Origin of the sequence: Streptomyces sp. Pv4-95, assembly GCF_045782725.1 — a bacterium.
In the GTDB taxonomy this organism is placed as follows: domain Bacteria; phylum Actinomycetota; class Actinomycetes; order Streptomycetales; family Streptomycetaceae; genus Streptomyces.
In genome coordinates this window covers 2,381,317-2,395,356 of the sequence record NZ_CP127172.1, presented here as the reverse complement: position 1 = coordinate 2,395,356, position 14,040 = coordinate 2,381,317, and the positions used below count along the sequence as shown (strand labels likewise).

General features: G+C 67.8%; 13 protein-coding genes. 8 read left to right on the top strand and 5 right to left on the bottom strand.

What is annotated here, in order from left to right:
- Nucleotides 1–48: 48 nt before the first annotated feature.
- The 5 genes from QOM21_RS10530 to QOM21_RS10510 all read left to right on the top strand — a co-directional run bounded on the left by QOM21_RS10530 (nucleotide 49) and on the right by QOM21_RS10510 (nucleotide 5,199).
- Nucleotides 49–342 (top strand): WXG100 family type VII secretion target, encoded by a 294-nt coding sequence (locus QOM21_RS10530; RefSeq protein ID WP_393895579.1) that lies wholly within the window; start codon nucleotides 49–51, stop codon nucleotides 340–342.
- 301 nt (nucleotides 343–643) lie between these two features.
- Entirely contained in the window at nucleotides 644–1,819 is a 1,176-nt protein-coding gene (gene mycP / locus QOM21_RS10525; RefSeq protein WP_407549598.1) for a type VII secretion-associated serine protease mycosin, read from the top strand.
- A gap of 2 nt (nucleotides 1,820–1,821) precedes the next feature.
- A complete protein-coding gene (locus QOM21_RS10520; protein WP_407549597.1) occupies nucleotides 1,822–2,136 on the top strand; it encodes a hypothetical protein in 315 nt (104 codons plus the stop codon).
- Between the two features lie 156 nt (nucleotides 2,137–2,292).
- Nucleotides 2,293–3,759 carry a hypothetical protein gene (locus tag QOM21_RS10515; protein ID WP_407549595.1) on the top strand — a complete coding sequence of 489 codons (1,467 nt, stop codon included), beginning with the start codon at nucleotides 2,293–2,295 and terminating at the stop codon, nucleotides 3,757–3,759.
- Between the two features lie 96 nt (nucleotides 3,760–3,855).
- On the top strand, nucleotides 3,856–5,199 hold the full coding sequence (locus tag QOM21_RS10510; protein ID WP_407549593.1) for a S8 family serine peptidase: 1,344 nt from the start codon (nucleotides 3,856–3,858) through the stop codon (nucleotides 5,197–5,199).
- Between the two features lie 439 nt (nucleotides 5,200–5,638).
- On the opposite strand, the gene QOM21_RS10505 is transcribed toward QOM21_RS10510, so the two are convergent.
- Nucleotides 5,639–6,685 (bottom strand): PE-PGRS family protein, encoded by a 1,047-nt coding sequence (locus QOM21_RS10505; RefSeq protein WP_407549591.1) that lies wholly within the window; start codon nucleotides 6,683–6,685, stop codon nucleotides 5,639–5,641.
- 115 nt (nucleotides 6,686–6,800) lie between these two features.
- The gene (locus QOM21_RS10500; protein ID WP_407549589.1) at nucleotides 6,801–7,133 is read right to left on the bottom strand and encodes a WXG100 family type VII secretion target; all 333 of its coding nucleotides are present in this window, start codon (nucleotides 7,131–7,133) and stop codon (nucleotides 6,801–6,803) included.
- A gap of 499 nt (nucleotides 7,134–7,632) precedes the next feature.
- Here QOM21_RS10500 and QOM21_RS10495 point away from each other — a divergent pair, with 499 nt between their 5' ends.
- On the top strand, nucleotides 7,633–7,944 hold the full coding sequence (locus tag QOM21_RS10495; RefSeq protein WP_407549588.1) for a hypothetical protein: 312 nt from the start codon (nucleotides 7,633–7,635) through the stop codon (nucleotides 7,942–7,944).
- Nucleotides 7,945–8,278: 334 nt separating this feature from the next.
- Here the strand turns inward: QOM21_RS10495 and QOM21_RS10490 are convergent, their stop codons facing one another.
- The 3 genes from QOM21_RS10490 to QOM21_RS10480 form a co-directional block, all read right to left on the bottom strand.
- Entirely contained in the window at nucleotides 8,279–9,604 is a 1,326-nt protein-coding gene (locus QOM21_RS10490) for an SUKH-4 family immunity protein (RefSeq protein ID WP_407549586.1), read from the bottom strand.
- On the bottom strand, nucleotides 9,601–11,760 hold the full coding sequence (locus QOM21_RS10485) for an ATP-binding protein (RefSeq protein WP_407549584.1): 2,160 nt from the start codon (nucleotides 11,758–11,760) through the stop codon (nucleotides 9,601–9,603). Before QOM21_RS10485 ends, QOM21_RS10490 begins: the two co-directional genes overlap by 4 nt.
- A 670-nt stretch (nucleotides 11,761–12,430) precedes the next feature.
- The gene (locus QOM21_RS10480; RefSeq protein WP_407549582.1) at nucleotides 12,431–12,835 is read right to left on the bottom strand and encodes a hypothetical protein; all 405 of its coding nucleotides are present in this window, start codon (nucleotides 12,833–12,835) and stop codon (nucleotides 12,431–12,433) included.
- Nucleotides 12,836–13,073: 238 nt separating this feature from the next.
- On the opposite strand from QOM21_RS10480, the gene QOM21_RS10475 reads away from it, so the two are divergent.
- Nucleotides 13,074–13,382 carry a hypothetical protein gene (locus QOM21_RS10475; protein WP_407549581.1) on the top strand — a complete coding sequence of 103 codons (309 nt, stop codon included), beginning with the start codon at nucleotides 13,074–13,076 and terminating at the stop codon, nucleotides 13,380–13,382.
- Entirely contained in the window at nucleotides 13,379–14,011 is a 633-nt protein-coding gene (locus QOM21_RS10470) for a WXG100 family type VII secretion target (RefSeq protein ID WP_407549579.1), read from the top strand. Before QOM21_RS10475 ends, QOM21_RS10470 begins: the two co-directional genes overlap by 4 nt.
- Nucleotides 14,012–14,040: the final 29 nt, after the last annotated feature.

Sequence of the window (14,040 nt, the reverse complement as noted above, 5' to 3'; positions counted from 1 at the left end):
TGCGGCACGTGAATCGACCAGGCCCTATCAACTCCCCGAGGAGACACTATGTCCGGCCAGATCCTCGTCAATTTTGCGACGATCTCGCAGGCCAGTTCCGACGTGCGCGGGACGGCCAACAACATCCGCCAGCAGCTCGATGACCTCGAGGCGGGCGTCAAGAAGATCGCCGCGAGCTGGGAAGGTTCCGCGCAGGAGGGCTACCAGGCCCGCCAGCGCGAGTGGGACCAGCGCGCCGCGTCTCTGCACTCGACGCTCGAGGCCATCGCCAAGGCGCTGGACCAGGCCGCTCAGAACTACCAGAGCACCGAGTCGAAGAACGCCGGTATCTGGGCGGGCTGACCTCACGTCAGTGCTGTGAGGACGGCGAACGACTGAGCAGCCCGACGGCTCGCACAGTGGTCAATGAGGGCGGGCGCGCTGCAACAGTGCGCTCGCCCTTCTGCCGTCCACCAGTGCTTCGGGACTGCCGTCCCACGCCTGAGAACCTTCCCGTTCCCTACTGTTTCCTCACCTCTCGTTCTCGTCCAATCCACCACACATGGAGAGCAGACAACCCGTGGTATCTCGCGCCATTGGTCACCGAGCCGGGCACCGCCCACGAGCGGCGGCTGCACTGGTTACGGCAGCGTGCGCAGTCGGCATGTCCTGGGCCGCCGCAGCGCCGGCCACCGCGGACGAGAATGTGCCGCTCAACAGTGGGGAATGCAAGTTCAACACCAATGACATCAAAGAGACTCCCTGGTCGCTGCAGCGCCTCCTGACCAATCAGATGTGGGCGAGCGGTAAGGGCGAGGGAATTCGCGTCGGCGTCATCGACACCGGCATCGACGCGGGCAACCAGCAGCTCGAGAAGGCGATCGGCCCCGGCGGCAAGAGCCTGGTCAAGGGCAAGGAGACCGTGGACAAGGTCGGCCACGGAACCAAGGTCGCAGGCATCATCGCTGCAAGGCCGAAGTCCGGTTCCGGCTTCTTCGGCATTGCGCCCGGGGCCAAGGTCATTCCCTTCCAGCAGACCACGGAAGAGAAGCCCGGTACTGCTGACAGCCTCGCACGAGCCATTGACGCGGCACTCGCCGCAAAAGTCGACATCATCAACATCTCCCAGGGCACCGACGCCAATAGGAATCAGCTGCCCACGCTCGAGCGCTCGATCGCGAAAGCTGAGAACGCCGGCGTTCTGGTCGTCGCCTCGGCAGGCAACGGCGGCGCCGACGGCGGTGAAAAGGACATGTTCCCCGCGGCGTTCACGGAGTACACGAATGTTCTGGCAGTGGCCGCCTCCGACCGGAACAACGAACGCGCGCCCTTCTCCCAGTCCGGTCCCTTCGTGGAAATCGCCGCGCCCGGCGTCGACATGGTCTCCACCGTTCCGGACGGCGGTAACTGCGTCGACCAGGGCACCAGCTTCTCTGCTCCGTACGTCGCGGGTACCGCGGCCCTCCTGATGCAGAAGCACAAGGCCGAGAATTGGTCGCCGCAAGAGGTCATCTGGCACCTCGAGCAGACTGCTCAGCGGGTGAGCAAGGAACACAACGATTACATCGGTTGGGGCGTCGTGGACCCGGTAGCAGCCCTCAACGACGACACCAGGCCCACAGGCCAGCCGCAGCCGAACAAGGACAACAACGCGGGCGAAGGCATCAAGATCCAATCGTCCTTCGTCCCCCTCGGTGAAACCACCGAGGACCGACGCGCCCGCATCGCCATCTACATCATGGGCGGCGGCCTTCTCGCCGTCGGCCTGGTCGTAGGCTCTGCCATCGCACTACGCGACTGGCGACGTAAAACTGGATTCAGCAGGAACGGGGAGTCTTAATTATGGGCGGTAAAGAGGAGTACGGCGTCGACCTGGACGCCCTGGACCAGGTTGTCAAGGAGCTCAACCAGGTCCTCAAGGACATGGGGACCTCGAAGAGCACGGCCAAGAGCAGCACGTTCTTGGCGAAGGGCACCTTGGGCAAGGGGTTCTCGGAAGAGAGCGAGCTCTACGGTGCCCACCAGAACATGAAGCAGAAGATCGAGGACCTGATCGATCTGGTGGAGGGTCTTGTCGACAAGTTCGGCCAGAAGTCTTCAAAGGTCAGGGGCGCGTACCAGGACGCTGAGGCAGACAACTCCGTCAGCATGAAGTGACTTCAGCGGTCGGAACGAAGTGAGAGTTCAGGGAATGTTCGATGAGGGAGTGGGGGACGGAAGATGACATCGGATAACAGTGGCTTCAAGGCGGCAGAGGTCAAGCCGCCGTCGAACACGGGTGGGGGCGGGTCAGGAGCTCCCGACACTGCCGGCGTGGGCCAGAGCCGGCCGCAGTTCACCAACCTGAGGCTCAATCAGGTCAAGGACATGGTGTCGGGAGCCAACCCGGGCGAGGTCCACAACGTTGCCGAGGGCTGGAAGAAAGTCCGCGTCTCTCTCGTCGGAGAGGACTGGAACGGCGGCATCAAGAAGCACTTCGACGATGCCGTAACCAAGGTCCTGCAATCCTGGCACGGTCACTCCGCCGAGCAGTTCGCCACGGCGGCTCAAAAGATCAGCCAGAACTTCGCGAACCTCGCCCCGTACCCGCACAACACCGGGCACATCATGGGCCAGATCAGCGAGCACCTGAAGAAGGTCAAGGATCTGGTCGAAGCCGTCGAAGAGCCCAGCTGGCTGGAGAGCAAGGCCGACCGCGTCGCCGACCTCGCGAATTCCGGTACGGGCAAGGCGGGAATTCTCCTCGGCCCTGCGGGCGGCGCGGCCGCCAAGATGCTGGGAGCAGGTGACGGCCGCGACGACTCGGGCCTGAACTCCGCCCTCCAGAACCCGAACATGAGCATCTACGATGCGATGAACCAAAACCGGGGAAACCTGTCGCTCGGCCGCGAGCGAGAGCTGGAGGCTGCCCATTACATGGAGCAGTTGGCTACTTCGTACCGGGCGGGGACCAAGGTTTTGAAGGATACCGGAGGGGTCGACGACGGCGGTCGGATCCAGCCGCCCGGAGATGACAATGGCGGCGGTACCATCCCGCCCATCGCACCGTTTGGTCCGACGCCATCGGCTCCCAAGCCGGGTAGCCCTGGAGGGAATATTCCAGGGATGAAGGGGCCCGGGTATACAACACCGCCTGCAATGGATGCGCCGAAGACGCCTGGTATCGATGGCGGCATCGGCAGTGTTCCGAAGCCGCCAGCGCCTAACGTGCATACCGGACTTGACGGTCTGGGAGGAGGCGGACTTGGGGCTGGTGGTGGTTCTGGGCTCGGGGGAGGCGGTGTCGGTGGCGGCGCCGGTGTGGGTACCGGCGGACTGGGGGCAGGCTCAGGCGGATCTGGCGCGGGCTCGGGTGCCGGCATTGGCGGCGGTATGGCTGGCGGCATGATGGGCGGAGCTGCGGGCGCTGGCGCAGGTGCGCGTGGCGGTCGTGCCGGCATGCCGGGCATGGGCGGAGGTGCCGCTGGCGCGGGCAAGGGCGGCGCCAACAGCGCCGGGAAGGGCAGTGCGCTGGCTCGCCAAAAGGGCGGTGTCATCCGTGGACCCGGTGGTAAGGCAGGTACGGCTGGCCAGGGCGGATCTGGCCTGCACCGCAGTCGTGGCGGCACGCAGCAGGGGGCAACAGGCGGGCGCCGTCCGGCGGGAATGGCCGGCGCGCCTGGAGCTCATGGCGCAAAGGGCAAGGAGAAGGGCGAGAACGGACAGCGCCCCGACTACCTGGTCGAAGACGAAGAGACCTGGACAAGTGAGCGTAACGTGGCGCCCAAGGTCATCGAGTAGAGACCTGTCGGCCAAGATCAAGTGATCGGCGGAATCGAAGTCGGGCCCGCAGTCTTCGGGCTGCGGGCCCGACTCTGTTAGGGAGAGGTGTACGGCATGAGCTTCACGCGGACGCTGCGTGCAGTGGGCGGCGCGGTGGTGGCGGGAGCACTGCTCTTCAGCGCTGCTCCGACCGCTTTGGCTGACGAAATTCGAGACGCACAGTGGCCGCTCAAGGCATTCGATGCTGAAAGCGTTTGGAAGGAGTCGACGGGCAAGGGCGTCACGGTCGCGGTTATTGATGATCCCATTTTTGGCAGCCATCCAGACCTCAAGGGGAATGTGCTGCCCGGAAAGAACTTCATCGACGGAGGTCGTGGAGATAATGGGAGCGGAGAAGACCACGGGACTGCGATGGCTTCACTCATCGCCGGACATGGCCATGGCGCAGGTAACGCTGATGGCGTGAGAGGTCTCGCGCCGGACGTGAAGATTCTTCCCGTAGGGAGGCCAGCACTCGGAGTCGGAGTGGATAATACCGGCCTCGCTGAGTGGATTAGGTATGCAGTCGATCAGGACGCATCAATCATCAACATGTCGATTGCTCCTTCGTTCCTCAGTAGCGACGACAAGCGCGCACTTGCCTATGCGGCCCAAAAGGATGTCCTGGTTGTAGCGGGGGCAGGGAATGATGGCGAAGGCAAACTCAGTCCCTTGGCCGCCAATCCCGGTGTTGTGTCCGTGGGAGCTGTGGACAAATCAGGGAAGGCCTGGAAGAAGTCTAACTACGGCAGTCAGATGATGCTTTCCGCTCCAGGTGTAGAGATCACATCTGCCTCCGCTGCGAGGTCGGACTACCCATACCGGCGAGCGGACGGGACATCTGACTCCACGGCTTATGTCTCAGCTGCCGCTGCGCTCTTGCGCTCCAAATTCCCCGACCTCTCAGCAGGCCAGATTGCCAACCGCCTTGTGAAATCGGCTGGATTGCCTCCAGGTGAGAAGGGCCTCAAGTTGCCCGACCCACATTACGGGTATGGCTTCATTCGACCCTTCAAGGCGCTGACAGCGGATATCCCTGCTGGCTCCAAGAGTGGCCCCCTGAAGGCGTCTGATCCGCAGGCAGGGGCGGAGGGTTCTGGTGGGACGGCTTCGGGCGCATCAGGGAACAGCAGCCAGGATGCCAGTGAGAAGAGTGAAGGCCTCGGCACCGGTGCCATCGTAGGTATCGCAGTGGGCGTTCTCGTCGTTGTCGGGATCATCGCCATCGTTGTGATCCGGCAGAAGAAGAATGGTCGGAACGGCCCGCCCCCCGGTGGCCCGGGTGGCTTTGGCGGGCCCGGTGGTCCGGGGTTCGCGCCGCAGCAGCCCGGCCCCTACCAGCAGGCCGGCCCGTATCAACAGCAGCCGAGCGCACCCTCCTTCCCGTCGGCGCCGCCCAACCAGCCGCCGCGTCAGTAGAAGCCCGCAGGGCTGGGGCAGAAACCATGAGCCGGGCACTGGCCAAGCCGTGTCGTTGAGACGAGCACGCAGCTGGTGACAGTGGAGCGGCGAAAAAATTTGGGACCCGCAGCTTGTGCTGCGGGTCCCAAGCTTTTTGGGAGAGGCGTTGTGGCGTGGGCTTCGCGCGGACGCTACGTCCAGTGGGTGGCACGCTTGTGAGGTGTGCGACGCCTACCGCCGCGGCTCCGACTGGCTGGATCGACAGGAGTTGATGAGGGATGCAGACGATCGTGACGTGAAAAGGGGGCCAGCTCAAGGATGGCCCCCTTTGCCTTGTGCGTGATCCTGGCGGGCTAGGTGGCAGGAGTGGGATCACGATGCGGGCATCGGGCCGAGGAGAAGCGCTCGGGCCACTGAACTCGGGCTCGCCTACCCCGCTGTATTGGTCTTGCCGGCTCTAGCCGAACACCGAGCGGACCTCGTCGGTCGCGTCCGGGTTGCGGCTGGCGGCGCCTCCGGTGTGGTGGTCCACTCGGCGTTGGGCGTGGTCCAGGCCGCGGTTGGTGAGGTCTTCGCGGGCGCGGTCGACGTAGGTGGTGGGGTCGGCGAGGCCGGCGACGCCGTCCACGTAGCCGTTGACTGCGTCCTTGGCACCGTCCTTGACGTCCTGGACGTATTCGCCGGCCTTCTCCTTGCCGATGTCGGCGGTCTCGCCCCAGTCGATTCCGTCGCGAGCGCCGAAGTGGTTTTCGATGCCTTGCTCGACGACGTTGCCGGCCATCTCCTTGCCGGCTTCCGCGGCCTTCTCCTTGGCCCCGCCGACCACGGTCTCCATGGCGAAGTCCTTGGCGCCTTCCTTGGCGGCGGTGACGACCTTGTCCTTGACCTCTTCCTTGACGGTCGTCTTGACGTAGTCCATGGCCAGCTTGCGGGCTTCCTTGGACACGGCCTTCTTCGCCAGGTTCTTGATGGCGTCCATGGTGGCGTGCTCCATGGCCTTGGTGGCCGCCTCCATCACCTCGCGTTTGATCTTGTCGAGGATCTGGCGGACCATCACACGCGTCGCCTGGGTGGCGCCGGCGGCACCGAGCTCTGACAGGCCCAAGGTGAAGGGCGCTGCCGCCTGTGCCGCGATGAGTTCTACGGCCAGCATGACGAGTTGGACGATGACGGCGATCTTGCCGGCAATGACGGCGATCGCGGCTGCGTCGAAAGCGAGGGCGATGACCTCGGCGGCAGCTGCGGCGTCGCGGAGGTAGTTGTCACCACTTCCCGAGCCGCCGGAGAAGGCGCCCCACTCCTCGGAGAAGCCGTCGACGGCGTCTCCTGAGTTGGCGGAGACCACTTCATTGGCTGCTGACGTGCCCAGGTTGGATGCCTGGTTCACCTGCTCGGCGAAGTTGCGCCAGATCGACGCGGCCTCGAAAAGCTTGTCCTCGTCGGCGTCCGGCCAGCTGTAGCCGAGGAGGTCCAGGACCCAGCTGACCTCTTCTGGCAGCGTCATTGACACAGTGATCGTCCCCCGTGCGGAAATAGCCGATTGCTGAGTGGTGTGGAGAATAGATGAGGAGTGCGCCGAGGGGCGGGACCGGAGCGTCGCCCGTCGGCGGTGCGCGGCGTCAGATGGCCGGGCGGCCGACGGCGCTGATGGTGTGGATGCCCTGCTCGTCGGAATCGGCGTAGGTGCGAGCCATGTTCTGCAGCTTGTCGCCGATGCCTTCGAGCCGCTCTCCGAGCGAGTCCATCGAATCGAACATTCCGTTTGCGATGGGTGTGTAGATGGCGTCGAAGGCTTCGCCGAAGTCGCAATCGATCCAGGGGCTTTCAAGGGCGTCGAGGTCGTCCTTGAGCTTCTTCGACGCCTTGGAAAAGTCGCTGCCGATGTTCACGAACGCGTCGCCCTGCGTCCTCAGTACATCCGGATCGACGTCGAATGCCTTGCCTGCCACCATTGCCCCCGTTTTGCCGTGCCGTGCACGGTGTTTGTCACGTCTAAGGATCTCACATTAGGTGATCTGGGCGTATCCATGTCAAGGCGGCTCATGTGGAGGGATGGTGCCGGTCGCGTACCTCAAGTCGGCTTTGAATTAGGGGTAGTTGTTCACGCGGCCGACGTCGATGTCCCTTGTGTTCGGCTGAGCTGGACGGCTGTACCGACTACCAAACGGATAGCGAAAGGTGAGGTCAAATTTTGGTGCGCGAACAGTCAAATGTGAGGGGCTGCGCCGGTGACTCGGTGCCCGGACATATCTGTGGCTGCCTGTGGCGGCACGGGGCGGGCATGAGCGTTCACTGACCAGTGCCGGCGCGCCGGCCCTGTACCGCGTAATCATTCAGGACCGGCGACAGACCTCGCGCGGTGGGCTGAATTCCGTCTGGACCGTTCCGGGTTGTATGGGATCGACGGAGTCTGGGCGCGCAGTCGAACAGAGGTCCCGTAGCATCCCGTTCATGGACGCACCCGCACCCGCAACCGACAGTGAACAGCCCCTTCCCGAGAGCCGTGTGGGGTTGACGCCTCGCCAAGCTCGTCGGATACGCATCGTCCTGGCCTCGGTGCTGATGGCTGCGATGGCGCTGGTGCTCGTGGTGCGCCTGGCGTCTCGTACGTCGGTACTGGTGGTCGGGGTGTACGGCGCCGCGCTGATTCTCTGCGGCATTGTGATCGAACTCAGCAGGAACGGGCGCACCAGGCTCGGCACGTGGCTGCTGGGCGCCGGCCTGGCCGCGGCGCTCGCTGCGGACTGGCTGCTGCTGCCCTGAGACGGGAGATCGTCGCGGCGGTGTACGGCGCTGTCGCGTCAGCGGGTGATCGCGTACGGGAAGGCGGGCGTATTGGCTACGGGGACAGGCGGCTTGGCTGCGGGATTGCCCGGCCTGGCCTGCCGGGTTGACTCCCCTGCCTGGCCTGCCGGGCGTCCGTACGCGCGATGTCGGGAGCGGCAGGCAGACGGCAGGCAGGCGGCCGGCCGGTGCATTGCCCCGGCGGCCCCATCAGCGCCTGACGGGCCCTGACTGTCCCTTCGGACTCAGTCGCCCTTGAGCCTTTCCTGCCGCTGCCGCTGCCGCTGCCGCTGCCTCCGCCCCTTGCCGCCCCTTAGAACAACCCGTGCCACATCTGCTCGATGACCAGTGACCACCAGTTGCCGTCGTCGTCAAGGGCCCACGAGTCGATCGCCGCGATCTGCTCCTGGAACGCGGCCACCGCGGCGCCCGCGGCGCGCGGGTCCATCCCCTGCATCTCCTTGCGGGTGGTCGCCAGCAGGGCGAGCGAGCGCAGGTAGGCGGCGAGGGTGCGGTTGACGAAGCGGCCGCCACCCGAGGAGGGCTGTACCGCCCAGACGGTGCCGATCAAACCCTGGTTGTTCTCCGGCGCGGTGCACTGCACGGCGACGGTGTAGAGGCCGTCCGTGCCGAGCCGGACATAGCCGGCCAGGGTCTCCAGCGTCCCCTCCGCGGCCTGCGTGCCGACGGCCCGCAGGTGACTCGCCACATCGGTGAACAGCCCGCCGGCCGGCGGACCGGCGACCTGGTCGGCGGTGAAGAAGTAGGGGACCGTGGCGGGGAGTCCGGCCCAGGTCAGCGTGCCCTTCGCCGCCTCGGGGAGCGGCGTCGCGGCGATGTCGTCCACGTCCGGACGCACCACCTCCTGTTGACCGAACACCTCGGCGAGGTGCTTGCCCAGCGCCACGTCGCGCATCGGCGGCGCCGCCTCGACGTTCTGCGGCAGAGGCACCCGGTGCGGTCGCGGCGGGGCCTGCTGCCCGGCGATCTGGTGCATCATCTCGACGTGCCGCAGCAGCCCGGCGACGCCCTCGGCGCGCTCCTCGGGCCGCATGCCGTAGCCCTCGGTGCAGGAGAACGTGGCGTTGGGGAAGACGCGGAAGACGAAGTCTCCCGGGTAGCCGCCGGGCAGCAGTGCGGGGCGCAGGTCGCTGTGGACCGCGCGGACGTCCTCACCGCGTACGCCGAGCCGGACAAGTTCCTCGTGCAGCTGGTGCTCGGCGGGCGGCAGGCCGGGTCCGGAGACCCGGGCGAGGCTGGTCTCCTCGCCGGTGGCCGGGTCGTCGTACGTCGCGACGGCCGTGTTGCCCGGGCCGGTGACCGGCTCCGAGGCGGCAGGAGCCGCGTCGCCGTCCGCGCCGTGCTTCTGCTGGTACATCCGCACGACCTCGTCGACCGGTACGGACGGCCAGACCGTCAGCTCGCCGGAGCCGCGGTCGACGACGCCGCACGCGGTGCCGATCTCCGCCGGGGGGCGGCGCTGCCCGGTCTCCGGGTCGACCTCCGGGGGCGGCGGAACGGCCCAGACCACCCAGCCGAGGTCGAACTCCTGCATGGCCACCTCGCGCGGCGGCCCCTGGTGTCCCTCGGGGTTGAGCCAGCGTTCAGCGGTGGCTTGTGCCTGCGCCTGAGTGATCACGAGTGGTCTCCTTCGAGGCCGTGAGAAGCGACAGCGTCAGCGGTGCCGACGGCCTGGGCCGGCACGGTGGGGGCGGCCGCGGGGAGCGGCGCGGTGATCTGCCGGGCGGTCACGCCGCGCGCGGTGGCGACGACGAGGACGCCGTCGGGTGAGAGATCGACACCGGTGAACGGGGTGTCGGAGATCAGTGCGGCGACCACCTGCCGGCTCTCCCGTGCCCAGACCCGCAGATAGTCGGCGCCGCGGCTGAGGCCCAACGGCCCCGCCTCCCGTGCCTCTTCGGAGGGGCGCAGTACCTGAGCCGGGTCGGCGTCGAGGAAGTCGGGTCCCCACAGGTCGTGCAGGAGGAGCGCCGGGCCCGTGGGCTCGCCGGCGTCACCTTCGGTCCTGGGCAGGGAGCGGGCCCCAGGGGTGCCCTCGGGGACCAGGAGAGCGGCCACCGGGCGCGCCGGGACAGCCGCTGCGCCGTCGGTCCCGGCACCGTCGGGTCCGCCGTCCTGGGGCAGGGAGCCGACCGTCACTCCGCTGACCCCGGCGACCTGGACGCTCCACAGCGTGCGCCACGGCAGCGGGATGCCCAGACGGTGCAGCGCCTGCGCGTACGGCGTCAGACCGTCCTCGACGAACGCGGACTCCAGCAGTGCCGCCCGCAGGGGGACCGATGCCTGGGAACGGGTGAGCAGGGGAGCGGTGCGCAGATACGTACGGGCCGGGGCGCCGAGTTCCGCGAGCGGTACGGCCTCGATGGCGGTCCGCAGCGTCACCGGGTCGGCGTGCGCGAACATGCTCGGGTCGGTGAGGAGCTGCGGGAGCAGACCGGCGTCGAGTGTGTGTGCCGCGAGGTGATCGCGTATGTACGGGTCGGCCTTGGACCAGTCCTGGTCGGGCACCGCTTCCAGCAGCGCCATCGCGATCTTGGTCTGCGCGTCCCGGGCGTCGGGGAGTCCGGCGCGGATCTCCTCGGCGACGGCGGGGTGCATCAGACGCAGCAGGGTGCGGCGGTCGGCAGCGGAGCCGGGCCCGTCGTCGCTCGGTTCACCGTCGCCCGCGCCGGCCGCTTCGGCCTCCGCCGTCCGGCTCTCCGGGACGTCGTCCGCCGTCTCGACCGGCTGGATGAACGGCGCGGCCAGCAGCATGCCGGCGGCGATGTCCTGGCTCATGTCCCGCTCGGCGACGGCGTTCGCCAGCCGCCCCCACAGCTGGACCGGCAGCCCGTCGCCCTCGGCGAAGGCCAGCGGCGCCAGCATCAGGCGGAGCGTCATGGGGTCGGCGCCCAGCCGGCGGGCGTGCAGATCGAGTGCCTCGCCGACATCGGACGGCAGCAGCTCCTCGTCCGACGGATCGAAGCCCTCGGGCTGCATCAGCAGCGACTGCAGGGCGAGTTGGACCGTCAGGTGATTGCCGTCGGCGCGGCGGGCCATCGCCTCGGCGACGGACCGGCGGATCTCCGGGTCGGCGGTGAAGGGCAGGTCGGGCGCTCCGGCAGCCGGATCGAGGCCGGTCGCGGCGTGCAGCGCCAGGCCGTCGGGGTCGGCCCACTCCGGGGCGTCGAGATCGATGATCTGGACCTGGCCCAGGGGCAGCGACTCGGCGAGTTCCGCGGCCAGTTCGCGCGGTACGTCGGCGAGCAGCTGAACCGACTCGGTCGCGGCGAGCGGCTTGAGCACGTCCTGGACGAGCCGAGCCGGTTCGTCGGCGGCGCGCACCGGCCCTGCGGCGTCGACGTCCGGCACCACGATCGTCACCGGCTCCTCGCGGGCGGAGAGTTCGGTGAAGACGTCCTCGGCACGGACGGCGCCGAGCTCGAAATGCTCCGCGATGATCCACAGCAGCTGGGCCGCGGTGCGCCCGGCGGGGCCGGGAACCGCGGGCGCGGGGAGGTCCGGAGGCACCGTCGCCGGGTCCAGATCGTCCAGCGGAAGCTGTTTGCGGTAGCCCGGGTCACACAGCATCAGAAAGCCGGTGACCAGGCGCGACCTCCCGCTGCCCGGGTTGCCCGTGAGCACGATGACGCGGGGCGCTCCGGGCCACCGCATGCGCCAGGCCGCGAGTGCGCGCAGCACGGCGGTGCGGCCACCGATGAACGGGTGTGGTGCGTACCGGGCCGTCGTGGCGATTCCCTCGCCTGAGGCGTTCATGACTTCCTCGTCCCCCATGAAATCCCGCCCTCCACTGTTCGTGGATCCTGCGTCTTACCCCGTCGATCCTATGATCAGGGCCCCTCCCGCGGGACTGCCGGGGCCGGGATGCCACCGAACCGGGGGCACCGGCCGGAGCGTTGGTGCGCCGGCGGTCGTGGGGGAGCGGTTTCGGGCGTACGACGGGGCTCTTTCGGGCCGCGACCCTGAGAAATCCGCGCCTCCCCCTCGCCCCGCGGCACCTCCGGTCGCCCGTTCGCCCCGACGTCATTTGAGGCGATGCCGGTGCATTACGGGTGATTCCGTGTGGAGAAAACGGGAGCGTCCCGTGCGGAACACGATCGTCCTGTGCGGAAAGGGAGAAGATCTGCGCAGATCTTCTGCCACGCCCCTGCCGATGCTCCGCTTTCTTCCCTATGAGTCATTTCGACGGAACGCGATAAACGGAAGCGATCCGCAATGCGGTGACGGGGTGGGGTGATCGGCCGGTCGGAGTGATCGACCGAGCCGGCCCGCCGAGGCCGCCAGCCGGGGACCGCCCGCCGGGCCGACCGTCTCGAACGGCCGAGGGGCGGGCGCTTCCGCATGCGATCCGCCCTCCCGGAGCCGAGCACCGAGGTACCGGCGAGCCAGGCGCCTCAAGGTGCTCGCCCCACCAGCAGAGCGGATCGCCCCCGAACGGAGCGGATCAGCCCCGGTGGCCGCCGCCACGGCCGCGACGCGGCGAGCTGACGATGTTCCCCGTGGGGCCGTCCCGCTCGGCGCGCTCCTTCTCCTCCTGCTCCTCCTGCTGCTTCGTCCACGCGGCGAACTGCTCGCGGGAGGCCTCCCGCTCGGCCTGCGTCTGGTCCTCGGCGGCCCGCCGGATCTGGCTCATCCGGTCGCCCAGCGCGTCCATGTAGCCCGGCGTCTGGATGGCGTCCTTCATGCCGATCCTGCCGGAGAGGACCTCCTGCGCCATCTCCTGGAGCTTGCCACCCACATTCGGGTTGTCCGCCAGCGTCTTCAGCGCCTTCCGGAGCCGGTGCGCCTGCTCCGGATCCGCGGCGACGTCCATCAGATCCTCGTCCTGGATCTGCCGCTCGTTGTCCATGGTTGCCCCCTAGAACGTGGTGGCACAGCAACCGCGTGTGCTGCACCGGCGTCCAGAGTCTAATGAGGGGTGTGAACGAGCCGTCAAGGCGGGGTTGTCGGTAATGCCGGGTATTGATCCGTATGCATTCCGCGGGCCGCCGTACGGCCGCTGCGCAGGCCGCTCCTGCCCTATTGCGGGTGTGCTAGACCTGTGGCGATGTTCGACAGGTCACTGTCATTCAATTCGGGGAGAAATGATGTCGGATGAGGTCCGGATCGGTACCGAGGAGCTGCACAAGCTCGGTACAACCTTCGAGATATCCGCGGACGATCTGGGCCGGCAGCTGACCGCATTCAGACGGCGGGCGGACGCCGAGGCGCTGCGGGAGGGGCTCGGCAGCCATGAGGCCGCCCGCCCGTACCGCGAGGTGTACGAACAGGCCGAGCGGGCCCTCACACAGCTTCAGCAGCGGCTCGCCGAGGTCGGCGGCGGCATCAAGGAGACCGTCGCCAACACGCAGGCGGCCGAGGACGAGCTCGTCGAGATGATGCGGAGCGTCAAGTGACCGAGCGACGCAACCCCGAGGCCCTGCACGAAGCGGCGGCCGGCTGGCGGGAGATGGGCAAGCACCTCGACCGGCTCGTACGCGACCTGGACCGCCACGTCGGCAGCGCCGCGGCCGCCCACTGGAACGGCCCCGCGGGGGAGGCGTTCGCCGCGGACTGGCACAAGCTGAAGCGGTCCGTCGACGACACCCTCCCGTCCTTCGAACTGGCCGCCGCCGACCTGGAGACGGCAGCCGCCGCTCCGTCCTCGGACAGCAACTCCGAGGAGGGCCACGCTGCGCCGAAGGCGGAGAGCTCCTCGGGAGGCGACTCGGGGTCCTCGGGTACGAATGCCGCCTACGGCTTCATGGCGCTCGGCCAGCTCGCGAACGGACTCGGCGGCGCCTTGCGCAAGGGAGGCGGCGGAGGCGGACAGAGCCAACGGCCGTCCGTGCGGCATGAGTGGGAGACCTCCACGGCACCGCAGGGCCCCAACCCCTTCGGGCCGCCGGAAGAGGGCACGGCAGTGCGCGGTGGGCAGAACATCGCCAAGGGAAGGCGGACGGAAGCTGCCGCGGCCCCTGAGGAAGCCCCCAAGGCGAAGCCGGAGGCGAACTCCGAGAAGCCGGAGCGCGGAGCCTTCGGCTGACGCCGAGCACAGGTCACACGAAACGGCGG